This is a genomic window from Pelotomaculum sp. FP, from assembly GCF_004369245.1.
In the GTDB taxonomy this organism is placed as follows: Bacteria; Bacillota; Desulfotomaculia; order Desulfotomaculales; family Pelotomaculaceae; genus Pelotomaculum_C; species Pelotomaculum_C schinkii.
This window is the reverse complement of the sequence record NZ_QFGB01000065.1, coordinates 1-23,490: the sequence shown is the minus strand read 5'-3', so window position 1 is coordinate 23,490 and position 23,490 is coordinate 1. Positions and strand designations below refer to the sequence as shown.

General features: G+C 47.6%; 22 protein-coding genes. 15 read left to right on the top strand and 7 right to left on the bottom strand.

The window, feature by feature from the left end; translation table 11 throughout:
• Positions 1-1,418: 1,418 nt before the first annotated feature.
• The 3 genes from Psfp_RS18270 to Psfp_RS18265 all read left to right on the top strand — a co-directional run bounded on the left by Psfp_RS18270 (position 1,419) and on the right by Psfp_RS18265 (position 5,005).
• Positions 1,419-3,035 (top strand): aldehyde ferredoxin oxidoreductase N-terminal domain-containing protein, encoded by a 1,617-nt coding sequence (locus Psfp_RS18270; protein ID WP_282434361.1) that lies wholly within the window; start codon positions 1,419-1,421, stop codon positions 3,033-3,035.
• Positions 2,969-3,316 (top strand): aldehyde ferredoxin oxidoreductase C-terminal domain-containing protein, encoded by a 348-nt coding sequence (locus Psfp_RS22580; RefSeq protein ID WP_348981161.1) that lies wholly within the window; start codon positions 2,969-2,971, stop codon positions 3,314-3,316. The genes Psfp_RS18270 and Psfp_RS22580 overlap by 67 nt, the downstream gene beginning before the upstream one ends.
• 807 nt (positions 3,317-4,123) lie before the next feature.
• Positions 4,124-5,005, top strand: a complete 882-nt coding sequence (locus Psfp_RS18265; RefSeq protein ID WP_134219956.1) for a LysR family transcriptional regulator — start codon at positions 4,124-4,126, stop codon at positions 5,003-5,005.
• A 286-nt stretch (positions 5,006-5,291) separates the two neighbouring features.
• Here the strand turns inward: Psfp_RS18265 and Psfp_RS18260 are convergent, their stop codons facing one another.
• The 3 genes from Psfp_RS18260 to Psfp_RS18250 all read right to left on the bottom strand — a co-directional run bounded on the left by Psfp_RS18260 (position 5,292) and on the right by Psfp_RS18250 (position 7,690).
• Entirely contained in the window at positions 5,292-5,849 is a 558-nt protein-coding gene (locus tag Psfp_RS18260; RefSeq protein WP_243120786.1) for a PadR family transcriptional regulator, read from the bottom strand.
• A gap of 385 nt (positions 5,850-6,234) precedes the next feature.
• A complete protein-coding gene (locus Psfp_RS18255; protein WP_134219954.1) occupies positions 6,235-6,465 on the bottom strand; it encodes a helix-turn-helix transcriptional regulator in 231 nt (76 codons plus the stop codon).
• A gap of 178 nt (positions 6,466-6,643) precedes the next feature.
• Positions 6,644-7,690, bottom strand: a complete 1,047-nt coding sequence (locus tag Psfp_RS18250) for a restriction endonuclease (RefSeq protein WP_192895525.1) — start codon at positions 7,688-7,690, stop codon at positions 6,644-6,646.
• Between the two features lie 155 nt (positions 7,691-7,845).
• Between Psfp_RS18250 and thrC the strand changes: the two genes are divergently transcribed.
• The 8 genes from thrC to Psfp_RS18220 all read left to right on the top strand — a co-directional run bounded on the left by thrC (position 7,846) and on the right by Psfp_RS18220 (position 14,637).
• On the top strand, positions 7,846-9,345 hold the full coding sequence (gene thrC, locus Psfp_RS18245) for a threonine synthase (protein ID WP_134219952.1): 1,500 nt from the start codon (positions 7,846-7,848) through the stop codon (positions 9,343-9,345).
• Positions 9,346-9,693: 348 nt separating this feature from the next.
• Positions 9,694-10,005: a hypothetical protein gene (locus Psfp_RS18240; RefSeq protein WP_134219951.1), complete on the top strand. Its 312-nt coding sequence runs from the start codon at positions 9,694-9,696 to the stop codon at positions 10,003-10,005.
• 48 nt (positions 10,006-10,053) lie between these two features.
• Positions 10,054-10,218 (top strand): hypothetical protein, encoded by a 165-nt coding sequence (locus Psfp_RS21850; protein ID WP_192895524.1) that lies wholly within the window; start codon positions 10,054-10,056, stop codon positions 10,216-10,218.
• A gap of 208 nt (positions 10,219-10,426) precedes the next feature.
• On the top strand, positions 10,427-11,341 hold the full coding sequence (locus tag Psfp_RS18235) for a C40 family peptidase (RefSeq protein WP_192895523.1): 915 nt from the start codon (positions 10,427-10,429) through the stop codon (positions 11,339-11,341).
• A gap of 84 nt (positions 11,342-11,425) precedes the next feature.
• On the top strand, positions 11,426-11,575 hold the full coding sequence (locus tag Psfp_RS21845; protein WP_190258888.1) for a hypothetical protein: 150 nt from the start codon (positions 11,426-11,428) through the stop codon (positions 11,573-11,575).
• Between the two features lie 140 nt (positions 11,576-11,715).
• Entirely contained in the window at positions 11,716-13,629 is a 1,914-nt protein-coding gene (locus tag Psfp_RS18230) for an ABC-F family ATP-binding cassette domain-containing protein (protein WP_134219949.1), read from the top strand.
• A 173-nt stretch (positions 13,630-13,802) separates the two neighbouring features.
• Complete coding sequence (locus tag Psfp_RS18225) at positions 13,803-14,213, top strand: EVE domain-containing protein (RefSeq protein ID WP_134219948.1); 411 nt, start codon at positions 13,803-13,805, stop codon at positions 14,211-14,213.
• A gap of 202 nt (positions 14,214-14,415) precedes the next feature.
• A complete protein-coding gene (locus Psfp_RS18220; protein WP_134219947.1) occupies positions 14,416-14,637 on the top strand; it encodes a DUF3892 domain-containing protein in 222 nt (73 codons plus the stop codon).
• A 355-nt stretch (positions 14,638-14,992) separates the two neighbouring features.
• Here Psfp_RS18220 and Psfp_RS18215 read toward each other — a convergent pair whose 3' ends face one another.
• Genes Psfp_RS18215 through Psfp_RS18200 form a run of 4 tightly spaced genes read right to left on the bottom strand, consistent with a single transcriptional unit; the run spans position 14,993 to position 19,766 of the window.
• Complete coding sequence (locus Psfp_RS18215; RefSeq protein ID WP_134219946.1) at positions 14,993-16,165, bottom strand: efflux RND transporter periplasmic adaptor subunit; 1,173 nt, start codon at positions 16,163-16,165, stop codon at positions 14,993-14,995.
• A 16-nt stretch (positions 16,166-16,181) separates the two neighbouring features.
• Positions 16,182-18,560, bottom strand: coding sequence for an ABC transporter permease (locus Psfp_RS18210; protein WP_134219945.1), 2,379 nt, complete (start codon positions 18,558-18,560; stop codon positions 16,182-16,184).
• A complete protein-coding gene (locus Psfp_RS18205; RefSeq protein WP_134219944.1) occupies positions 18,560-19,270 on the bottom strand; it encodes an ABC transporter ATP-binding protein in 711 nt (236 codons plus the stop codon). Before Psfp_RS18205 ends, Psfp_RS18210 begins: the two co-directional genes overlap by 1 nt.
• Positions 19,263-19,766 carry a hypothetical protein gene (locus Psfp_RS18200; RefSeq protein WP_134219943.1) on the bottom strand — a complete coding sequence of 168 codons (504 nt, stop codon included), beginning with the start codon at positions 19,764-19,766 and terminating at the stop codon, positions 19,263-19,265. The genes Psfp_RS18205 and Psfp_RS18200 overlap by 8 nt, the downstream gene beginning before the upstream one ends.
• A gap of 188 nt (positions 19,767-19,954) precedes the next feature.
• Here Psfp_RS18200 and Psfp_RS18195 point away from each other — a divergent pair, with 188 nt between their 5' ends.
• The 4 genes from Psfp_RS18195 to Psfp_RS18180 all read left to right on the top strand — a co-directional run bounded on the left by Psfp_RS18195 (position 19,955) and on the right by Psfp_RS18180 (position 23,160).
• Positions 19,955-20,347, top strand: a complete 393-nt coding sequence (locus Psfp_RS18195; RefSeq protein ID WP_134219942.1) for a TnpV protein — start codon at positions 19,955-19,957, stop codon at positions 20,345-20,347.
• Positions 20,348-20,820: 473 nt separating this feature from the next.
• Positions 20,821-21,891, top strand: coding sequence for a ribosome small subunit-dependent GTPase A (gene rsgA / locus Psfp_RS18190; RefSeq protein WP_243120787.1), 1,071 nt, complete (start codon positions 20,821-20,823; stop codon positions 21,889-21,891).
• Between the two features lie 135 nt (positions 21,892-22,026).
• Positions 22,027-22,296, top strand: a complete 270-nt coding sequence (locus tag Psfp_RS18185) for a CD3324 family protein (protein ID WP_134219940.1) — start codon at positions 22,027-22,029, stop codon at positions 22,294-22,296.
• A 219-nt stretch (positions 22,297-22,515) separates the two neighbouring features.
• A complete protein-coding gene (locus tag Psfp_RS18180) occupies positions 22,516-23,160 on the top strand; it encodes a class I SAM-dependent methyltransferase (protein ID WP_243120784.1) in 645 nt (214 codons plus the stop codon).
• The last annotated feature ends 330 nt before the right edge of the window (positions 23,161-23,490 follow it).

Here is a 23,490-nt window from a genome sequence, read left to right as displayed (position 1 = left end):
CAATACGCCGTACATCCGGCTCCGGCATAACTTCATCGGTATAATGAACCAACTGTCCCGCTTTCTCCAACTGCTCTAAAAATCCCCGAAGGCTGTTCCCTTCCATTGCTATCACTCCTTTTGTAAACTTTTCCTTATATATTTATTTGTTAGTTTACTGTTTTGTAGATGGCCTCCCCCCTATCTCGTTTGTTAACTGATTGTGCAAAAAAGATGCCGTTAGTGCAAAAAGCCACAAACCAGATAAATACTAGGCTCAACGATATCAGAAAATACTTTGACTGAAATTATTGGCAACACATATTGCCGCTCTGAAATAAGCCCTTTGTACCACTTTACCTGATAGACTTGGATCTTCCTATGGCCCTTAATCTTTCCTAATGGCATCCCTTATTGCCATAGCAAGTATTCTTGCCTATGACTTTTATATTTAATTGCCCCCCTCATCATTATTTTTTACACATTATCCACATATTCATGTGCATAATGTTAATAATAGTAACCAGTAAAACTTTTATATAATATTTTTCTCCAGTCTATATTTCTTCATCTTGTTCATAATAGTTGCATGGCATCCACGCTTTGGAAGTTTGCCGGATGCTTCTATATTTATGAAGAACACGGTCGATCTACTGCTATAGTTTTATCTCACTGGAAGAGTCAGATTTATGCGTCTCTTCACCGAAAATATCCGAAACATCCACAGTCACTTCTTCACGGCAATGATTTTGTTTTATAATGAAACTTAATCTGCTTACTTAACGGAACATACCAATAGAAATCCAGTAAGGTCATTGGCGTCTGCACCGGACACCTCTTTTTGAATCGCCTCGCCCTTCGCTAGTTACACTCCGACACCCATGAGGATAATTATTTCTGTAACAAGCTCTTGTAAAGGTTATTTTCGAATCATTATTCTGGTTTTATCTTACTATCCGTAAATGAATAAAGTGAAATATATGTTTATAATTGCATTAATAAGTTCTGCTAATTAATATGCCTTGATATGATCTGCAATTCCAATATAATATTCATAATTATAGTCTGATAACAAATAAGTTAAACTAATAAGCTAAAATATTAATTAATACAGGTCCAAAAAGCCCATTGACAGCACCAACGCTTAATATTATTCTTTATTTGACGAGATCAAAGTAAATATCAATGGAAGAAGGTGTTTGCATGAAGTGGAAGATAAATATTTACAAAAAAAACTGCACAGGGTGCATGATCTGTCAGATGATATGTTCCTGGACCAACGAAGGAGCTTTTCATCCATCCCATTCTCTAATTAAAGTAGATAACGATGAAAGTAGCGCCCATTTTAGAATTAAGATTGAAGATAGTTGTACTAACTGCGGCTTATGCGCAAACTACTGCACCAGCAATGCTTTGGTAAAGGAGAAGAGGTAGCTCCGATGACTAAGTTAATTAAAATAGATTTAACTGACAAAAAAGTATGCATTGAAGACGCGACTCACCTACAGCGGGATTACTTAGGAGGGCTGGGGGTAAACACTAAACTGCTGGTTGACCTTACGCCGCCAAATGTAGACCCATTAGGACCGGCCAACAACTTGATTTTCGGGGCGGGTACTTTTGTAGGAACTCTGTTGCCTACTGCAGCACGCACTGAACTTACTTCAAAATCTCCTCTTAGCAACCGGTTTGGCACCAGCAATAGCGGCGGGCTTTGGGGAGCAGCCTTAAAATTTGCAGGTTTCAGCCATATTGTGTTGACAGGAAAGAGTCCCACGCCAGTTTATATAACTATAGATAACGACCAAATAAAAATTGAAGATGCAACTCATTTATGGGGTTTAAACACCTGTGCTACTGTAGACTGGATCAAGCGGGAAAAAGGAAAGGACTATCAAGTCGCCAGCATTGGCCCGGCCGGAGAAAAGCTTGTCCGTTTTGCCTCAGTACAAAATAATTACCATGGCGCATGGGGCAGGACCGGCATGGGCGCGGTAATGGGCAGTAAAAATTTAAAGGCCGTTGCAGTTCGTGGAACTGGCGAAGTCAAGGTAGCGGACAGACGCTCCTTTGCCAGAATTATGACTGAAGCTTTTAAAAAAGTCATTAACCACGAGTCCTTTGGCTACACCCATCGCTACGGCAGCATGGTGGTTGCTGACCCATACAATAAAATTGGCGCCCTTCCCGGAAACAATTTTACTAACGGTTATTTCAATGACTGGGTGGACACCAGGGGCCGGGGCGTTTTTGAGAGAAAATATAAAGAAAAGGATCTGGCTTGCTTTTCTTGCCCGGTTGCTTGTACCCACTGGACAAAGGTAAAAAGCGGGATATACAGAGGTTATGAAAATAAAGGTTTGGAGGTAAGCTTTGTTTTAGAGTTTGGCGCCAAACTGGGGATTAAAGAAATTGCCGAGATTTTGCAATGCGTGGAAGTGTGCAACTTATATGGTATGGACGTAGTTTCCGCCTCGGGTGTAATCGCCTTTGCTATCGAAGCAAACCAGCATGGCTTGCTCGACAAATCAGGCATGGAAGCACCCGAAATATGGGGCGATTTTCCAGGTATTATTAAACTCTTAGAGAATATTGGGTTAAGAAAGGATATTGGAAACTTGCTTGCTGAAGGGCTCAAAATAGCATCTTTAGAAATTCCCGGCAGTGACCAGTATGCCATGCATATTAAGGGAGTGGAAATTCCTGTTCGAGATCCCAGGGGGAAATGGGACGTATGGACGCTTGGCTATCTTACCAATACAAGAGGAGGGGATAGCCTACGCACCAGGTCACCGGTTGATAATTTATATGGTGAGGTACGTAACTGTTTTGAGGAAGAGATTGCTGTTTCAGAAGATGCTATTAACAATCTGGATATGCCGAAATTTTTAAAGAAAGAAATATTTGGTGAGCCTCCTTTAACAGTTGATATTCCAAAGATGGCCAAATACTCCGAGGACCTGATTACAATCATTAATGCTACAGGCCTTTGCATCAGACCACCCGTCCACAGGGCGTTGGCCCCGAATTTTATGCAAGGGCGCTTACCGCTGTAACAGGTCACCCCTATACTGAAATGGAGGTTATGAAGGCCGCTTCAAATATCTGGGAGCTGCAACATCAATTCAATCTGCGCGAGGGTGAAAAAATTGGCGATTATGCTTTCCCGGACCGTTTTTACGAGGAAGCGCTGCCTGTTCAAACAGGAATCAAATTCCCATTGCAACGTGACGTTATATATAAAGTAGTACAGCGTTACTTTAGGGCGCGCGAATGGGAATATAACAGCCGGCAGGAGGATCGGCCTCTAAAAAATAGAGGGTCGCTTAAAAAGTGACCCTCTATTTTTTAGAATTTAATTAATAATATATGTAAATATATGGATTGTATCTGTTTTTATGGTTTTGCTGTATAATTTCGACAAATTACATATCATAATCTGGTATTTGGCATCATTTACCTTAAACCGCCTTCAGTTCTTCCTAATTAATAACAATATCTGATTTTTATCAACACTAGCTTTTAAATACTTCAAGTTGTTTTATTGCCCGAGCCAATTAAAGCAGGTTATTAGATTTGCTGGGATAACTACAGCATATAATTATCCATGTTCATTAATAAGTTTCAATTATTAGTGAAATCTTAAACATATATTTCACTTATTAATCTATGGATGATAAGATAATGCCATGACACAACATATTTCATAGTGTTTCCAAAGGTAAATGGACAAGTTAGCAGTAAATAGTATTATCTAATATACTACTATTATACGAAGTGCTATCGTTATTAAAACTTAGAGTGGCGGTGTCATTCATTCTATCATTATTTGGACTTTCTAATTGCTTGCAAAAATATTTGCACAGGGGGTGGGATACTATCAAATATATTGCTATTATATGAAGTAGCATTAAGTCAAGTTATATAATAAAATATTACATTTATAGAAATAACTGGTACATTGTTTTTTTTTAGAGCCCCTTTTTTACATTCTGACCATACTTTTAGATAATAAAATCCATATATGCACACCGTAGCTCAAAGAGAACACCTCGGGATTATACCCAGTAATTCTATTGTGCAAAATTCTGCCAAATTTCTTGATTTTTTCTCATAATCAATCAAGGATTTAGGGGGGGTTATTATGGAAATGCATCAGTTGGAATATGTACTGGCTGTGGCAAAATACAATGGTTTTACCCGTGCCGCAGAAGAGATTAAGACATCTCAGTCCTCGCTCTCCCAGCAAATCAGTAAGCTGGAAAATGAATTAGGTATCAGTTTATTCGCGAGAACAACCCGGTCTGTACAGCTTACCCCGGCAGGAAAAGAGTTTCTCACACATGCCAAGCGAATCATGTCAGAAGTAATTGAAGCCCGGCGGTGCATCCATGAATATGTATCCTTTGAAAAAGGGCATATATCAGTGGGAGTGATACCTATAATTGGGCATTACCGCATCCCAAACCTGCTGTCATCTTTTAAAAATAATTATCCCAGAGTAACAATGAGCTTGCGGGAAAAACAGTGTAATGAACTCCTGGATTTGTTGCGTGAATCAAAAATTGATGTGGCTTTTGTTCAGCAAGACAGTGTAGAGCCCCCCTTTCACTTCATTCCCGTAGCCACTGACCAGATGGTTGTTGTAACCAGTGAGCGTCATCCTTTTGCTGCTAGAAAATCTGTAGACCTGTTAGAATTACAGTGTGAAAATTTCATTGTCCCCCCTCCCACTTCCGGCCATCATGTAGATTTCTATAATGCCTGCCTGGCTGCCGGCTTTGAACCCAATATACTGCTGACTTGCTCTTCGGTTAAGACAATCCTGGGTTTGGTCCGTGAGGAACTCGGCATTGCCGTGCTTCCGGCTAATGTTGCCTCAGCGGATTGGGGCCTTGGCATCAAAACTTTATTGCTGACGCCTACGATAAATGAAAAAATTTTTCTGGCTGTGAAAAATAATGACGATGTCCCTCCATCATTAAAAGTGTTCATGGAATTTACTTCCAAATGGATTAATGAATAGCTATTTCAAAACAACAACGGTAATATATCGGCAGTATTTATGAAACCAGGCAGACCATTGCGGCTGATTCTGGTTTTATTTTACTGCTGTTGTTTTTAATGCAGATATATTTATCTTGTTATTTTTTTTTATCGCCTGCTCCAGTCCTTTTGGGGTAAGTTCAAATCATTCAAAGAGACCGGGATTCCTTCATTTTTAAGCAGGTCAGCCTTGTCTATTTCGTCAATTAATAGCACTACCTGCTTATCAGAGGTAAAAGCCTCTCTAATTTTGTTGGAATCTCTAACTATTTATATATATCTATTGACATATCTCTTAAGACTTCTTGCAAGTAAGCCTCCTCTGATTCACGCATGTAAATTAAATTTTTGATAAGGGCTTTTTTCTTAAATCGCACGTCGCTGTCATATGCAACGATTTCTTTCATTCTTTTTATGTTCGATTTAACTTTGTTAAGCCTATTCATCAAAGATTTGGCTAATTCCCTGGAAGTTAGGATAGCAGACGCTTCCAAACCAACGTTTAAGTCCAGGTAATACCATTCTATATTGGAAAGAAGCTCTTTTGAAGCCTCTTTTAGCGCCGACTTACCGGATTCTGTAATATAGTATCTTATTCTGTCCGGCATTTTACCTTCTTTTTCTTCTTGCGAATAGACCAGCTTTTTTTTCTCTAACCTCCTTAATACTTGGTAGATAGAGGCTAATCCGACCCTAACCCACATCCTTATATTCCGGGAGTCGATTGCCTTATTAATTTCATAGGCATAGGAAGGTTTTTCATTTACTATGTAGAGCAGTATCACTTCTAAATTTGATAATATTTGCGCCATTTCAAACACCATTTCGTCAAATTATAGTATGCATTAAAAATCCAGACCATTATTTTAATTTTATCTTACCATTCACAAGTAAATAAAGTGAAATATATGTTTACGATTATATTAATAAGTTGTACTAATTAATATCCTCAACTTGAGTCTAAATTTATCATCAAAACTTTAATTACCCTATAAAACAAGAATAGTTCTTGCTTTTTACTTTATCAAAGGACGGTAAGCAATATTTACATTTTTTCAGGCTTAAAGCCCGGAGTTTATTCTGATAACTAGCAGATTATTCAAAATGTTTACCTGCACAAAACTATTTTAAATTCTTTATCGAAGTAATATCATGAACACCTTCCGGCATAAAAAAATTCCCGGCAAAACACCGGGAATATGAAGGAAATTAATTTTCAGGGGGCTCCATATAATCAATCAGGTCGTCAAGAGTAATGCCAGGTTGGTAGGTGAGCAGCCTCTCCCTGACCCGGCAGAGGGCCTCCAGAGTAGGCTGGATCTTCTGCTCTTCCCACCTTTCCACCAACCAGGCAGAAAAACCAATGATCTCGGCAAATTCTTTCAGGTCCCAGATGCCTGTTTGCAGCCTCCAGTACCTGATTTTGTTATGCAGCGGCATTTCAAGCCCTCCCGCCCATTATCTTATGCAGAAAAAAGCAATTAAAGTACTTGTTTTTCCACCTGCAAGCCTTCCATTTAATGATATATCAATAAACTACACCCGCTGAGAAGCAAAACAAATAACCCGCCCATAGCCTTACATGGCGGGTTAGAGTAGCTGAGAAGGGTATGCCGGACTATTTCTCCGGGTTAAAACCTTCCAAAGGGTCCAGTTCCTCCACGCTTCTGCCATAGTAGAGACTTCCTGCTCCCAGAAGGAGGTTGAGTACGGCAAAAAAGAGGTAGACCAGGCTGAGAGCGCTCGTACCTTTTAAAAGGAAATAGCCGGCTAGAAGGAGTAAACCATATATGAAATAACCCTTAGCCTTTTTCCTGGAACTGAAGACTGAATCCTGGAGGGCAGCCAGCACCATTGACGGCTTCTTTGGGACAGTGCGTGGGACAACCTCCGGCCCAGCTTCCGTACTTTGAAAGACGCTGCACCCGGCTTGCCGGGCCAATTCGGCCAAACCGTACCTTGTTACTGCTTTGATCTTAATCCCCTTGCGGGCTGCTTCACCTACGACACGCCTGACACCTGGGGCAAAATCACCGGTTGTCACCAGGAGACCATTGTTGTAACCGGCCAGATGCAGCGCCCCGGCAAACGCCCTTACATCAGCCGGGGTAACTTCTCCTCCCACCTGGTGCAGGCACCAAACCCCCAACGGGACCCCTTTATAAGTTCCTTCCAGGTCAAAACCCTGGTTATCCCCAGCAGGATCCTCTTTTTTCGCTTTGGCCCTTAACTGAAATCCAGGCAGTCTGGTCAGGATATCACATACGTATAAAGGAAACTGACTTTTCGATTCCATATTAACAATGTCTTCAGAAAATTTTTCACCTGCCAGGTAGAGCTGCTTCTGGAGCCGGCGCCTGCGTTCCTTTAAATGCAGCGCCTTTTTCAGCAGCAAAGCTTCTAAAACCAGCAGCAGCAGGGAAAGGGCGGCAGCATTGGCAGGCTGCCCGGTAATGTTGATCAGCAGGAAGAAAGCGACCAGCCCGCTGACCAGCAACCCCACAAGCATATCCAACCTTCTGCCTAAAGCGCTCCTGGTATCTTCCTTTGGTTTCAGGTAAAACTTTGCCGGATTGCTTTTATGCAAGCCTTCACGCCTTTTTCTGAGCCCAAGGAACAATTTGGCGCCACGCAGTTTGATTAACTCACGGACCTTGAAATTCATATGCAAAACCTCCTGTCTACTATTGATTTTGCCCATAATAAAGGAAAATATTTCATGCCGCCCTTTAATTAGGCATGTATCTTTTGTTTTACTTTACGTACGGGATTTTATGTTGTTTAATATTAGTATTATTTCATTTGCACAGGAGGACTACCATGTTGTACGAAAGTACCAGGGGGGAGTTCAGAAAGGTTTCGTCCGCGGAAGCGATTAAGCTCGGCATAGCTCCGGACGGGGGCTTATTCGTCCCCAGTGAAATCAAAAAAATTTCCGCTAGTAAGCTGGCTGAAATGACCGGCTTAACCTATCAAGATAAAGCTGCCATTATATTAACAGATTACTTGAGCGATTTCACGGAGGAAGAGATCAGAGAGTGCGTTTCTAAAGGCTATGGGCATGCCAGGTTCGACGTACCGGAAATTGCCCCGCTGCGCCAACTTGACAGTTCTCTTCATGTCCTGGAACTGTGGCACGGACCAACCAGCGCATTTAAAGACATGGCCCTGCAGATCCTGCCCCACTTGATGACCAGGGCTGCAGCCAAAACCGGGGAGAAGTCAACCATCGTCATCCTGGTCGCCACTTCCGGCGATACCGGGAAGGCCGCCCTGGAAGGTTTCAGGGACGTGCCGGGCACAAAAATCATTGTGTTCTACCCGCAAGAGGGCGTCAGCCGGATGCAAAAACTCCAGATGGTGACACAGGAAGGCTCCAATGTGGCCGTGGTCGCCGTACAGGGAAATTTCGACGACGCCCAGACCGGAGTTAAAAGCATCTTCGGGGACAAACAGTTCAACCTGGAACTGAGCCGGCAAAACTACTCGCTCTCCTCGGCTAATTCCATCAACTGGGGCCGGCTGGTCCCCCAAATCGTCTATTATTTTTCTGCCTACCTGGATCTGTTGGCCAGGGGCTGCATTAAACAGGATGAGAAAATAAATTTTGTGGTGCCGACCGGCAACTTCGGCAACATTCTGGCAGCCTATTACGCAAGTCAAATGGGTTTGCCGGTCAATAGACTGGTCTGCGCCTCCAATGCCAACAATGTCCTCACCGACTTCATTCACACCGGCATTTACAACCGGGACAGAGACTTCAAAAAGACCCTTTCGCCCTCGATGGACATACTGATTTCCAGCAACCTGGAACGCCTGCTCTATCATCTTTGCAACCGTGACCCGGCCAGGGTCCGCGGCTGGATGTCCGACTTAAACCAAAAGGGAGTTTACCACATCGACAAAGATACCCGCGTCGGGATCGACCGTATGTTCTGGTCCGCCTACTCGAACGACCAGGAGACTCTGGAAACCATCCGCTCGGTTTACCAGCGTTACGGTTATCTCGTTGACACTCACACGGCGGTAGGCCTGTCAGTCTACCAGAAATACGCAGCTGCCACCGGCGACGTTGCCAGGACAGTCGTAGCTTCAACTGCCAGCCCGTTCAAGTTCAATGAAAGTGTAGCCAGGGCAATTCTGGGTGAGGAAGATGTAAAGGGGAAAGATGAATTTGAGCTGCTGCAAGCACTCGGGGAAACTAGCGGGATGGCTATCCCCGGCGGTCTGAGGGGGCTGGATCAAAAGCCGGTGCTTTTTAGAGAAACTGCCGCCAAAGAACAAATGAAGGCATTTGTACGAAAGATACTCAGTGTTTGACCTGTTTACCGCTCTGAAAAACCCGGGACATGCCCGGGTTTTTGTTTGTTAACTTTCAGCCCTCTTCCCTGCTGCTGCAGTATGAGACACCGCCTACCAACTGGCCGGCAACCGCGGCGCCCAGCGATAAAGGGATGAAGCAGACACTCAAGCCCATGGCAAGCCTCAACAACACGATAAAAGGGATGGAAAAGCGCACCATGCCAGAAACTTGGAACTATATATCAACAAGGAAATTACCTGGTTGACTTAGAATATTTACAGCATACGTGAAGTAAAGGCATCGTTTTTGTCCGGTTTTTCTGGAGCTTTTATTCTGGGCATATTTAATGAAGGAAGGGTTGAATTATGGATTTTACCGGGATGACACTGCCGGAAAGGGCAAACTACTGCCTCAATCTCTACCTGGAGGAAGGGACGGCAATCCCCAAATGCGCGGATCACTTTAATAACAACAAGACTTGTGGTTATATCTGCTGCGGCCACTGCCCCAGCTACACCGGTTGCGACCTGGCGAAGTGCAAACAAGTGTGGATTGATCCGAAGCTGGTTATTGACAACCCCGCGGGAAGGTTGATTTACGTGGTACTTGGCGACGGCAGGCTGGTATCTGGTTCAGTTCCCTGCACCATCAGTGAAATGTATGATGACAACAATTAGATTATTGTCAATACTAACAGCACTCTAATTAAAAGGTAGTGGTACCAGTTGAGTAGAGGGTTCCCGTACCTGATTTTAACTGTTTTAGGCTCGGTGGGAGTTTACTGGCTGTGGGCTTTTAAGTTCAACCTGAATGAAAATACGGGGCTGTTGGTCAGTACGCTGACAGCCATGCTCCTGACTTACCTTTTTTTCAAGCTGAGAAAAAGGTAAGGTATGCCGCGCATATGGATGGATATCCTACGAATATAATCTACTTAAGAAAGAACTTATAACCGATATGATAAAAGCAACCGGAAACCTTGCTCTCGTAGTTGCTCTAACGGCAATAGTATTCCTATCAGGCTGTCAGTTTCGGGGCCACTTCAACCAGCCTCCCGCTGAAAACAGGGAGCTTTCCGTTGAAAAAGGAGGGTCTGCCATGCCGGATACCAACTGGGGAGCGGTTAACGCGCCTGCCACAGTACTCTGGTCCGCACCAGGCAAGTTGCGGGACTATGACGAACTGATTTTACGGGAGAACAACGACCCGGCCGGCTGGTCTGCCGGTATGGACCCGGCGCTGCGCCTCTGGCTCGTCGGTAAGGCAGATACAATGGCGCTTTATGGCGAGCCGGTAGTCATCCTGGAACGCCATGGCGCATGGCTTAAAGTTGCAGCAGTTGAACAAAAAACCAGGCTTAACGAACAAGGTTACCCCGGCTGGGCGCCGGCTGCGCATATTGTCAACAGCCCTGCCTACCTTGATGCTCTGAAGAATCTTCCCAGAATTGTTGTGGTTAAAAAAACAGCTCCGATTTACCTGGACGAGGCGCTTACCCAGGCTGCCGGTGAAGCGCCTTACCAGACCAGGCTGCCCCTGTTGCGAGAGAATAGCGGGTTCGTAGAGGTCCGCCTTCCCAACGGCGGGAACGGGTACCTGGCCGGAGAAGACGTCAAAGCGGAATCTGCTTTGACCTTTTCCCGCTCCGGTATCGTCAGTGAGGCCGGGAAATTCTTAGGGCTCCCCTATCTTTGGGCCGGTACCGCCTCTTACGGGTTTGATTGTTCCGGCTTTACCATGCGGCTGTACCAGTCACAGGGCATAACCATACCGCGGGACGCCGACGAGCAAGCGCTTGCAGGGACAGCCGTTGCCAGGCAGGACCTGCTGCCGGGTGCTCTGCTCTTCTTCGCTGCCAAGGGCGGCGTGGGACAAATTCACCACGTGGGTATGTACATCGGCGACGGCATGATGATTCACTCGCCCAACAGCACTTCGACGGTACGGGTAGAAGCTATGGACAGTGGTTCTTATGGGGATGAATACTGGGGAGCTCGCCGTTACTCGCCATAGCGGTTTGTAAGGCATTCTCCGCACTGGTTTTGAGCCAAAAAAGCAGCCGGACTGACCCCGGCGATTATTCTGGAGGCGTTAGGCATGAAAAAGCTGAAAAGAAAACGAATTAGACCGTCCCTTGCCCCCGGCAACAAGGAAGCCCTTGAAAAGAGCGCCAGTAAAGAAGAAATCCAAACAGGCAATTACACCCGGGTGACCACTCTGTCCTATGACGAAGTGGATCCAAGTTAGAAGCACCTTACCAAGTCCCCCAAGGCGCCGGTTTACCGGCGCTGATTTTTAATCTTGCACCTCCCCCACCGGAGCAGCCTATGGGCTTGTCCAACCCGGCCGGCTGTTGTAAACTTGATAGTTGAAAGGGGAGAGCAACATTGGTCCTGTTGCAGGCGGTACAAATAGCAAAATCTTTCGGCGCTCATAAGGTCTTTTCCGGTCTCAGCCTTACCGTACAGGAAGGCGAGAAGGCCGGTATTGTCGGAGTCAACGGAGCAGGTAAATCAACCCTTTTAAAGATATTAACCGGCCACCTGGCGCCGGACACGGGGGAAGTGACCAGAGTCAGGGATTTGTCGTTGTCCTACCTGGCCCAAGGTGGCGGTCTGGATTCGGAAAGAAGCATTTGGAATGAGATGCTGACTGTTTTCACACCCCTTATTGACATGGAAAAACAAATCAGGGATATGGAAAAACAGATGGAGGACGCCTCACCGGTTGATGAAAGCGTCAACCGGCAACTACTGGAGAACTACGACAACCTCTCGGCGCTTTATAAGAGCCGGGGAGGTTTCACCTATGAGGCCAGCATCCGCTCGGTCTTAAGCGGGCTCAAATTTTCCGATATGGACCTGGCTACTCCGGTCAACACGCTGAGCGGCGGGCAGAAGACCCGGCTGGCCCTGGCCCGCTGCCTGCTGGGGGAACCAGATTTATTAATATTGGACGAGCCCACTAATTACCTGGACATGGACAACCTGGCCTGGTTGGAGCAGTACCTGCAGTCCTACAGGGGAGCGGTGCTGGTGGTATCTCACGACCGCTACTTCCTCGATGCCCTGGCTAAAGTTATATATGAACTAACCCCTGCCGGGCTAACCCGCTATACCGGCAACTACAGCGCGTTTATTCAACAAAAAGCCGTTTTGCTTGAGCAGCAGCTAAAAAACTATACCCGGCAGCAGAGTGAAATTGCCCGCCAGGAGGAGTTCATCCGGCGCAATATGGCCGCCAAGGATACCACCAAAAGGGCTCAGAGCCGCCTCAAGTCGCTGGAAAAGATGGAGCGTCTGGAACGCCCGGGCCAGGAGCGCCGGGTAGCCCTATCCTTTAACGTTGTGCGGCCCAGCGGCATGGAGGTGCTGAAGGTCAAAAACCTCGGCGTCGGTTATACGGATCTCACCCTGGCCCATGGCCTGGATTTTCAAATCAACAGGGGCGAGCGGGTAGCCCTGGTCGGCCCCAACGGGATCGGCAAATCCACCCTGCTCAAAACCATTGCCGGCCTGCTCCCTTCTCTGGAAGGGCAGGTAACACTGGGCAGCCATGTTCAGATCGGCTATTACGACCAGGAGCAGCAAGGGTTGAGCGGGGACAAGCAGGTCCTCCACGAGCTCTGGGACCGGTATCCCAGCCTGGACGAGGTGGATATCCGCACGGTGCTTGGAAGATTTCTGTTCCGCGGCGACGAGGTCAAAAAGTACGTGAGAGACTTAAGCGGCGGTGAAAAATCCCGGCTGACCCTGGCAGCCTTAATGCTGCAGAAGGCCAACTTATTGCTTCTGGACGAGCCGACCAACCACCTCGATCTGCCTGCCAAGGAAGTACTGGAGGAGGCTCTTGACGGCTATCCCGGCGCCATCCTGTTTGTGTCACACGACCGGTACTTTATCAACAAAACGGCAACCAGGGTGCTGGAACTCTCCACTGACGGCATGTCCAGCTACCTTGGGAACTATGATTATTATCTCTTTAAAAAATCAGAACGTGAGCAGCAAGAAAACAGGTGTACCTCGGCTGAACCGGCCAGAGAAGAAAGCGCCGAAAAAAAACAATATCTCCAGAAGAAGGAAGAAGAGCGGCAAAAACGCATGCGCCGCCGCCGGGTTGAGGACCTTGAGCAGGTAATCGCCGACCTCGAAGGGAACATTTCCCGCCTTGAGGCGGAACTTTTCCTGCCTGAAGTCTATCAGGACTACCAGGCCTGCCGGAAGAGACAGGAAGAGATCGAAGAAGCCCGCAGGCAGCTTAACGACCATATGGAAAAATGGCTCAGCCTGGTGGAAAGTTAAGACATCAGCTGGAAGCAGGGGGACGGTTCTTTTGCTTCCTAAATAAAAAGGAAGCAAAAGAACCGTCCCCCTGCTTCCCGTCCCCCTGCTTCCGAACCTGCTTACTTACGGCTTGCATAATCCTCTTCAATGACAGTGAAAATAACAGCAAAGAAGATGTTTAGGAGGCAATCATGGCCTACTGGCTTATGAAGACAGAACCTGATGAGTACAGCTACTTCGACCTGGAACAGGCCGGGCAGGACGTGTGGGATGGAGTCAAGAACTTTGCCGCTTTAAAAAACATGAAAAACATGCGTCCCGGAGATCTGGCGTTTATTTATCACACCGGCAAGGAAAAATCCGTGATCGGAATAGCAGAGGTGGTTTCCGCTCCTTACCCGGACCCGAGTCAAACCAACCTGCTCAACATCCGTATCGCGCCAAAGTACCGGCTTAACCACCCGGTTCCACTGGCCGCAATCAAACAGGACCACGGCTTTGCCGGGTGGGAGCTGGTCCGCCTGCCCCGCCTGTCGGTCATGCCGGTACCACCGGAATTCTGGATGAAAATACACCATATGGCAGGCAATCCACCATCATGAGGAAGCAGGAAAATCGTCCCCCTGCTTCCGGAGTTTTTGGCATCCCTCACTGTTAAAAAACACCATGCCGGGACACATATAATCACCAAACAAATTACATGCTCCGCACTCAGGAGATACGTTTTGACGTTCCACCAAAATCACCTCCCGGTTATTATGCCTGGTTGTTAATAGGGGCATACTACGGCCAGGAGGTGTTTATATGGAAATGAGAATTGAGAAAGTAAGAAAGAACAACGAAGGCGATATCACCGATGTAATGCTGAACGGCAACATTTATAGTATCGACCAGGCCATTATGCTGGCCCAGGACGGGCTTATCGAAGGAGTGAACGTAGCCAGGGCAAGGAGCGGCCAGGAATACCTTAGGAGCAACCCTGATGAAACCGCAGAGAACAATCTGGACAACCTGCCGCAGTTTTAAACATTCGTTACTTCTGTAAGAGTACCTGAACAGGGAGGTTTCTCCAAGTTGGTTTTGTGCGGGCGCGATTGAAACCGCACCCGGGGTACCAGCGCCGAACTTGTTGGCGCCGATGCTCTAATTTGTACGGAGCAATTTAAGGGACTTCCACAGACACCGTTGCTGCATTTCTGTGGGGTCAATGTGCGAATGAATTCGCACCTGCATTTTAGGGACGCATGAACTACGAGCCGGGGGTCATAAACCCACCGGCTCGAAAGATTCATAATTGCCTCGTAATTACATAAGTTCCAAGCAATGTCCTAGCCTTATCCAGCCTTAAAAGGAAGCAAAAGAACCGTCCCCTTGCTTTCTATTAAACCTTCTCCACGGGTTTAACCTTGGCTTTTTCTTTTAAATCAAGGCCACCGTCCCTGACAATCATTTCTCCGGACTCCAGGCCGCCGGTAATTTCTATGTTCTCCTGGTCGCTCAGCCCGGTTTGCACGGTGCGGCGCTGCACCTGCCCCTGCGTCACCACCATCACTTCCTTATGGCCGTCTCCCGTGGTACGTACCGCTTCCCGGGGCAGCACCAGTACATCCTCGCGGGTCAGGGTTTCGATGGCCACCCTTACCTCATAACCAGGCTTTAAAACATCCGGGTCGGGCAGGGTGATGATTACCGGCACGCGTCGCTGAATAACACCCAGGGCGGACTCCTTTTCCTCCGCACTGGGATAGATTTTCTTTACTTCGCCGGCAAGCTTTTCCCCACCCAATACCGGCGCGGTTATTGATACTTTTTGGCCCACTCGGACCTCGCGCAGGTCGTCACTGAGAATATCTGCCTTTACCTCCAGTTGGCCTGCGGCAGCCAGCACGGCCAGCAGCGCGCCTGAATTGACCACCTCTTCTTGCTTGACCGGGAGATTAAGCACCATCCCGTCGGTGGGGCTTTTCACCACCAACTGGCCCTCCTTGGCGGACAGCTGACTCAACGTCTGCCTGAGCCCGGCCTCTTGGGCCAGAGCACTGTCCAGTTTGCTGCTTTGCTCATTTAAATTCTGGCGGCAGGTTTCCACCAACAGTACAGCCTTGTCATAATCGGCGCGGGATACGGCGCCGCCCTCGAACAGCTCCTGGATCCGGTCCAAGTTATCACTGGCGTCTTTCAGTTCCAGGTTTAACCTCTCCAGAGCCGCCCGCGCCCCGGCTGCCGTGTTTCCGGCCTGCGCTATCTGTGACTGCGTATCACTGATCTGCAGGGAAAGGTCCAGGTTTTCCAGCACCACCAGAGTCTCCCCCTGTTTTACCGGCTGGCCGGCCTCTGCCACCACCTGCGTTACTCTGGCAGTCTGCGTAGCGTGGATGTTGAAGTCTGAAGCAGGCTGCACGTAGCCGCTGTCAGTCACGGTACGGTTGACGCTGCCGGTTTGGACCTTAACCGCTGCTACTTCTTGCCCTCCCCGCATCAACAACTGAGCTGCAACCGCAAGCACGGCCAGAGCAATACCGCCCCACACATAAATCCTTCTTTTCCGCTTCATTCTGAATCCTCACCGCCTAATCTGTGTTCTTTAAAACTTCCACCATGTCAATCTGTTTGACTCCGCGTACCGCCAGGAAATGGGCAACCATAATAAAACAGACACCGCCCAGAGCGGAAAAAAGGTAGGTCTGAGGATAGATGATCACCGGTATGGTGTAAAGGTCGGTGCTGGCGGCCTTAACGTACCACTTGCTCAGATAAAGCCCGAAAGGCAAACCCAGGGCTACTCCCAGGAGCGACTGCAGTATATTCTCTTTCAACAGTAAACCGGATATCTCTTGCGTGGTAAAACCTAACACCCTGAGCGTGGCGAGCTCTCTTCTGCGCTCGGCAAAGCTGATTACCGAAGAGTTGTAGACAATGGCAAAACCCAACAACACAGCGAAAATAATCATTATGGTCAGGGAATAAACCATGCTGTCCATATTCTGGTTTAAATTGGCAAGCTCCTTACGGAGACTGGAAATCGATGAAACACCGGTCATATCTCCCAATTGTTGCTCCACCATGGCCGTCTTGCCGGGGTCTACCTTCAACATGGCCCCGGAAACCACCCCGCTTTCTTGCAGGATGCGGTTAGCCTGCTCCAAAGAAATGTACGAACCGCTGCCTACCAGCTGGCGGTTAATCCCTGTAATTTTAACTTCGGCTCGCCTGGCAGGCCCCAGCCCCAGAAGCGTTTCCAATTCGACCCGGTCACCAGGCCGGGCGCCCAGCTTGTCCGCCGTACTGCGGCTGATCAGGATACCTTCTTCCGGGTATGGCAGTTGTTTACCAGTGTCGTTGACCAGCTTTTTCAAGGTCAACGCCTGCGGCACTCCCACCAGGAGGTCGTCTTCCGAGCGGCCGTTGATATATAACTTCACCGGTATTTCCAAAACCGGTTCTGTCTTGATGACTCCATCCAGACGGGACAGGTTCAGCAGCTCATTATCCTTGACCGGCCCATTGAAACGGACCAACAAGTCATAGCGTTGTTCCTCGTAAAAGTGTTTCTTAACCATATAATCAATTGCATCACTAAAGAACAATGACATTACCAGCAGGCCAACCGCGAAAACAACCCCCACCATTGTCACTGCAAAGCGCCCCCGCTTGCGGTTGATCGTCCTAAGGCTCATTTTCCAGGCCGGGTCAAGCCTGCGCCACAAGCAGTTCCACTGCTCGAGCACGACCCGGCCGGTCCCCGCAGGGGGCTCCGGGCGCATGGACTCAGCCGGCCTGATCACCGCCACCCCGCGGGATGCGGTAAGGCCGGCGATAAGGCTCACTCCCAAAGAGAGGAACAGGCCTGATAAGATAGCAGTCAGGTTCACCCCGCCGATGGATTGCGGCAGGTTGAAGTAAAGCGCGTAAGCCTGTGACATCACCGTGGCCAGCCCGAGACCCAACAGGCTGCCCAATAGCGCTCCCCAAAAGGCTACCGCCAGGGCGTAACCGGTATAGTGCAGCATAATCTGCCCGCTGCCGTACCCCAGGGCCTTCATCACCCCGATCTGCTGGCGTTGCGCCTTAACCATCCGACCCAGCATGACAAACTGGATCAGGGCGGCGACACCTAGAAAGATAACCGGCATAAAGCTGGCCAGGGTGCGCAGCCCGTTAAGCTCCCCCTGCAAAATGGCGTGGCTGAGCTGGTCCTTACGGGGGTAATCCGCCAGGTTGCCGTATGGCTCCAGCAAGGTCTTTACCTGCTCCGCCACATGTTTTTCGTCGGCCCCCGGCGCAAGTGTTATGACCACCTGGTTGATTTCACCGTTCAAGTTAAGAATCTGTTCGGCCTGGTTCTGCGGCATCATGATGATCCCGAAGGTTTTCGGATCAGGCATCATGGTGGCCGCGTCCTTCATGGTAACAATCGTCTCGGGGCTTATTGCCGTCCCCACCACGGTCAGAAATACCTGCTTTCCTTCGGCCACAATGCTCACCGTATCGTTGAAGGAGAGCCGGTTGGCGTTAAAGTACTGGGGATCAACCAGGGCCTCGATGCCGCCGCTCTCAGGGTATTGATCAAATAGGCGGCCCGTCTGTACCTGCAGGCGGTTGACCTCCGTATTCATGGGCAAGGGGTAGCTAATCAGGCGGGCGGTGGCCCTCTGGTGGTCCTCCTTCAGGATCGGCACATCTTTTTGAATACGACCGGTGGCCTTCATAACCCCGGGAATAGATTCGACTTGCCTGGTAATCTCCTGGGGCGCCCTGACCACCTGGAAAAAATAGTCCGCAAAATTATTTTCCTGATAAAAAAGGCTCTGTGAGCGGTTAAGGTTATAGTAGGCGGTAGACATGCCGATATAAACAGCGATGCCTATGGTTACCACCGCCACAACGGCCAGGAACTGCCCTCTGGTGCTGCGGATGGTACGCCACAGTTTCCTGCTCAGTACACCCATTACCAGTCAATCCTTTCGGGTGATAGCGGTGACGTGTTCTCAATAATTTCCGAAATCCTGCCGCTGCTCATGCGCACGACCCGTTGCGCCATAGCGCTGATCGGGGTGTTATGGGTGACGATGATCACAGTGCTGCCCTGCTCCCGGTTGACCTTTTGCAACAGGCTGAGCATTAATTTGCCCGTCAAGTGATCCAGCGCCCCGGTCGGTTCGTCGCATAAAAGCAGGCGGGGCTTCTTGACAGCGGCGCGGGCGATGGCCACCCGCTGCTGTTCGCCGCCGCTCAACTGAGATGGAAAATGATCAATCCTGGCCGCCAGGCCCACCTCCTTTAACATCTCAGTTACCGAAAGCGGGTCTTCGACCAGTCCGGCCGCCAGTTCAACGTTTTCCCCGGCGGTCAGATCCGGGATCAGGTTGTAAAATTGAAAGACAAAGCCCACTTCCCGGCGTCTATAAGCTGTTAACTGGCCCTCCGCGGCGCGGCTCAAGTTTTCACCGTCAAAGAACACTTCACCGGTTGAAGGCAGGTCCATGCCGCCCATAATATTAAGTAAAGTGCTCTTGCCGGAACCGCTGGGTCCGAGAATAACCAGCAGTTCACCCTCATAGATGTCCAGAGAAGTCTCTTTTAAGGCATCAACGGTAACTTCGCCCATTAAATAGGTCCTGGTAATCCCGCTCAGCTTCATCAGCACTTTATTACTCATGACGTGTTTCCTTTGCGGTTTTTTTATTGATTTGTCCTTTTTTCCAGAGTTCATATTGTTCTCTGAAATCTTCCATGTACCAGCGTAAAAAGTCCAGATAATCTTTCATTGCTGAAAGATTTTCCACAGCAAACTGATTTTCTGGTTTCAAAATACACAGGCCCTGCCCGACCAGTGCTTCCCACTCAATCAGGGTGTTGATCTTATCAGCCATTAAACTGATCCACGACTCTGACCTGGCCTGGTATAGATCTTTGCGCTCGCCCGGTATGCTCACCTTCTCAAACAAACGCAAGGCCAGTCCCTGACGCATGGTCAATGAGGCCGTAGCCTTGCTGAAAAATAGATCCGCAGCTATTTGATCCAGGGTTTTAGGCTGTTCAGCCAAAAGAAGACGGCCGAAAACCCGTCCCAGTGTTTTGGAGGCTCCTGATCGTTCAAAAATAAGGCCCATATTTTCTATGAAGCGTAATTCCGCTGATTCGATTGTGTTCATATTTTATTACTCACCCCAGCTAGTTAGATTATATAGTCTTAATTGTTTAATTTCAATTAAACAATTAAGACGCTGTCGAATTATACAGAAAAAAATTGCTTTAAAGTAAAAAACCGCCTACTTAAGGCGGCATGTGATAAGGAAGTAATCTCAAACAAACATTGGATAGTCGGCAAACGGTATTGTAAATAAGCTGGAAACAGCAACTACAAACGTATTGGAGGCTAAAGCAAATAAAAGAGATTACTTATTCACAGTCTGGAGATTACCTGTTGCCTGATGTAGCTCTGCCCGAAGCCGAACAGGCTACAATCGGCAAGTACGGTATGCTGCGCCATACCTATCTGAAAACCCACAGGCGCGGATTGTATGCAAAGCTATTGTTGTCAGGTGAATTATACACCCATCTCGCCAAAGTGGATTTACTTACAAGGGAAATGATCCAGGACATTATAAACCAAACCATCCGGAAAAGAAATCTGCCGGATAAGGCAAGCCGGCAGATGGAATGGGTCGGCGCGATGAATGAACTAAATCATGAGGCCGAGGAAAGCGCCCTCTATCAAATCGTTTATAAGTAAAGCATAGTTTTAAAAGTACCTGTTGGACACTTAACCGACAGGTACTTTTTCTGTCTTAAGCGGAGCGACCATCTTCAGGCCAATATGGCCCGAAGTGGCACGGGTTTGGGGCAGGCCCCAACAAGCAGGGCAAGTGTATTGACACTTGCCCTGCTTGCCGATTAGCGGAAGCCCTAATATGATGCAATGATAGGGATTTGACAATTTTGCGAAATAATGTTACTCTATTATATAATTATTAGAAAGAGGTGTATTGATGTCGGTCGTCCGATAAGGTAATTATTTGTATCACAGAGGCAGGATTTTGACCTGCTTATTTTGTGTGCCCAAATGCCTTACGGAATGACGGAGAAGTGTTTGTTTAACACCTTCTTTTGTTTGTTTTGCAGCGCAGTGGGTAACTGCGCTTTTTTTATTGTCGCAAGGCTATTTGGTACGCATATACTTTGCGAAAGGATTTGAAACCATTGAATATCGATTTGAAAAACTACGGACTAAACGAACGCTTTGAACAGGAGGCAACCTTATATAATGGCCTGTTTATCGCCAGAGTTACCGAGCAACACCGCGACCTATATAAAGTAGTTAGTGAATACGGAGAAATAGATGCAAGTGTTTCGGGTAAATTTGCTTACCACGCAAACGACCAAACCAGCTTCCCCGCCGTTGGGGATTGGGTGATGATTGACCGGTTGGACGGAAGCACCGGCAATGCAATCATTCATCATATCCTGCGCCGCAAAAGCGTTTTAGCGCGGCAATCTGCCGGTACGGAAAATGCTGGACAGGTGATTGCGGCCAATATTGACACTATCTTCATTTGTATGTCGCTCAATGCGGATTTTAATATCCGGCGAATTGAACGATATTTAACAATCGCATGGGATAGTATGGCGACCCCGGTTATCGTTCTGACAAAATCCGATTTGTGTATTGATTTACCGCAGAAGCTTAACGATATTGCTTCGGTGAGCATGGGAGCGGAGGTCATTACCTGTTCTTCTGAAAACGGGAATGGATTTGACGAGATTAACGCTTATATCGGGCAAGGAAAGACGATTGCGTTTGTCGGTTCATCAGGAGTTGGCAAGTCCACACTTATTAACCGCCTTATGGGGCAGGATGTGCTTGTAACAAGAGCGATACGGGAAGATGATGCCAAGGGCAGACATACCACAACCCACCGCCAACTATTGCTATTGCCAAATGGCGGCATTGTCATAGACACGCCCGGTATGCGGGAGTTGCAGATTTATACGGGCAACCTGTCAAAAACCTTTGAAGATATTGAACAAATTGCCGCCCGGTGCAAATTTGGCGACTGTTCTCACGGAGTAGAGCCGGGCTGCGCCATTAGAGAAGCAATCGAAAATGGAACACTGTCCGAAAAACGCTTTGAGAGCTATCAAAAATTGCAACGGGAAGTATCATACGCCGGATTAAATGCCCGCCAGCTTGAAAACGAGAAACTCAATAGAATGTTCGGCGGCAAGGGTGAAATGAAACAATTAAAGAAGCATATTAAAGACAAGAACAATAGATAAATACGAAAGGAGCGTTGTCTTATCCCTAAAGGTGCATTGGAGTCGGTATTGTGCGTAGCAAGGGCTATCGCATAATTCAAATATGAGGATAGTCCTTGCGTAATCCTATTTTTTGATTATTACAGGAGGCGCACAATGGGCTATAAAAATGCAATCTGTGTATTGCCAGATGATTTGATTATGGCAATACAACAACATATTGACGGCGAATATCTTTATATTCCTCGTAAAGAAGAAAACAAAAAAGGCTGGGGCGAATTAAGTAATAGTAGACAATTGCTTGACGAACGTAATGCAACCATTTTTACGGAATACCAGCGTGGTACACCTGTCCCGCAACTGGCAAATAAGTTCTATTTGTCGCCCAAGACTGTATATAAGATATTATCCGAAAAGAAGAAATGATAAATATACCTTAAAGGCAGCATGGCAGATTTGTCATGTCGCCTTTTTGCTTCTGTATCGTTCAGTAGGGAGCTTCTATAAAAGGAACGGGGTATAATTTAACTATGCAAAAGCAAATAAACGATAAGATAAGGAGCAATTACAATGGAGTATCCAATAAGCCAAAAGTACAATACCCCCGAATTACTGGCTACGGCCATGGGGCCTAACCCATTCAAATTGCAGGAAGAAATGCTGCTAAATCATAAAATCCCTGCCGGAAGTCTCGTCTGCGACCTCGGAAGTGGGCAAGGGCATACAAGTGTTATGCTCGTAAAAGATTATGGCTTCAAGGTTTACGCCGCCGATTTGTGGAGTGAGCCGCAGGAAAACCGTAGTTTTTTTTATAAAATGGGATTAACCCTTGAACAGATTACACCCGTTAAGGCTGACGCCACCGCCTTGCCCTTTGAAAAAGAATTTTTCGATGCGGTAGTCAGCACAGATTCCTATAACTTTTGGGGACGTGACCCAAAATACTTGGACGAAAAACTACTGCCCTTTGTCAAACACGGTGGATATATTTACTGCTGCGTACCCGGCCTGAAAAAAGATTGCCATGATAACCTGCCGAAAGAATTGCTTCTCTCGTGGACACCGGAGCAACTTGCCTATCTGCGTGATATTGCTTATTGGACGGAAATAGTGAATAGCAGCCGTGATGCAGAGGTAATTTCCATATACGAGATGGAAAGCAACGAGAACGTTTGGGTGGATTGGCTGAACCAAGAAGAAAATGAGATTGCGGTTCATTGCCGCAAAACAATGGACGCAGGCGGCGGGAAATATCTGAATTTTATTGCTTTCGTACTACGGAAAAAATAATAGCGCCGGGAGTGTACCGGCTTCCGTGTAAATGGAATAATCTCACAAGTAATTGTACACACTAATAATGCTTTTACTCATGCGCAGGATAGGGCAACGCGGGAGCGCGACCCGAGCGGCGCTTGAGGTTTGGCGAGGCGGCGGATTCCGATGGAGACCGTCGCTTTTATCTGCCGTCTTGGAAAACCAAGCGATAAACTCCGGGGGTTCGGGGGCAGCGCCCCCGATCACGAAACCATTTTACCTTGCAGCCGGTCCTCAAAAAATATCATCAGTTGCCCAATTATAATGCCCCAATCGCGAATTGGCATACTCCATTTTTTGGAGATT

What these genes read in the sequence shown, in the direction of transcription:
- Psfp_RS18200 (WP_134219943.1), bottom strand. Translation starts at nt 19,766, where the DNA reads ATGAACACAATCGAATCAGCGGAATTACGCTTCATAGAAAATATGGGC.
- Psfp_RS18235 (WP_192895523.1), top strand. Translation starts at nt 10,427, where the DNA reads ATGCCGGATACCAACTGGGGAGCGGTTAACGCGCCTGCCACAGTACTC.
- Psfp_RS18225 (WP_134219948.1), top strand. Translation starts at nt 13,803, where the DNA reads ATGGCCTACTGGCTTATGAAGACAGAACCTGATGAGTACAGCTACTTC.
- Psfp_RS18185 (WP_134219940.1), top strand. Translation starts at nt 22,027, where the DNA reads ATGGGCTATAAAAATGCAATCTGTGTATTGCCAGATGATTTGATTATG.
- Psfp_RS18210 (WP_134219945.1), bottom strand. Translation starts at nt 18,560, where the DNA reads ATGGGTGTACTGAGCAGGAAACTGTGGCGTACCATCCGCAGCACCAGA.
- Psfp_RS21845 (WP_190258888.1), top strand. Translation starts at nt 11,426, where the DNA reads ATGAAAAAGCTGAAAAGAAAACGAATTAGACCGTCCCTTGCCCCCGGC.
- Psfp_RS18255 (WP_134219954.1), bottom strand. Translation starts at nt 6,465, where the DNA reads ATGCCGCTGCATAACAAAATCAGGTACTGGAGGCTGCAAACAGGCATC.
- Psfp_RS18265 (WP_134219956.1), top strand. Translation starts at nt 4,124, where the DNA reads ATGGAAATGCATCAGTTGGAATATGTACTGGCTGTGGCAAAATACAAT.
- Psfp_RS18215 (WP_134219946.1), bottom strand. Translation starts at nt 16,165, where the DNA reads ATGAAGCGGAAAAGAAGGATTTATGTGTGGGGCGGTATTGCTCTGGCC.
- Psfp_RS18240 (WP_134219951.1), top strand. Translation starts at nt 9,694, where the DNA reads ATGGATTTTACCGGGATGACACTGCCGGAAAGGGCAAACTACTGCCTC.
- Psfp_RS18250 (WP_192895525.1), bottom strand. Translation starts at nt 7,690, where the DNA reads ATGAATTTCAAGGTCCGTGAGTTAATCAAACTGCGTGGCGCCAAATTG.
- Psfp_RS18205 (WP_134219944.1), bottom strand. Translation starts at nt 19,270, where the DNA reads ATGAGTAATAAAGTGCTGATGAAGCTGAGCGGGATTACCAGGACCTAT.
- Psfp_RS18270 (WP_282434361.1), top strand. Translation starts at nt 1,419, where the DNA reads ATGACTAAGTTAATTAAAATAGATTTAACTGACAAAAAAGTATGCATT.
- Psfp_RS18220 (WP_134219947.1), top strand. Translation starts at nt 14,416, where the DNA reads ATGGAAATGAGAATTGAGAAAGTAAGAAAGAACAACGAAGGCGATATC.
- thrC (WP_134219952.1), top strand. Translation starts at nt 7,846, where the DNA reads ATGTTGTACGAAAGTACCAGGGGGGAGTTCAGAAAGGTTTCGTCCGCG.
- Psfp_RS18260 (WP_243120786.1), bottom strand. Translation starts at nt 5,849, where the DNA reads ATGGTGTTTGAAATGGCGCAAATATTATCAAATTTAGAAGTGATACTG.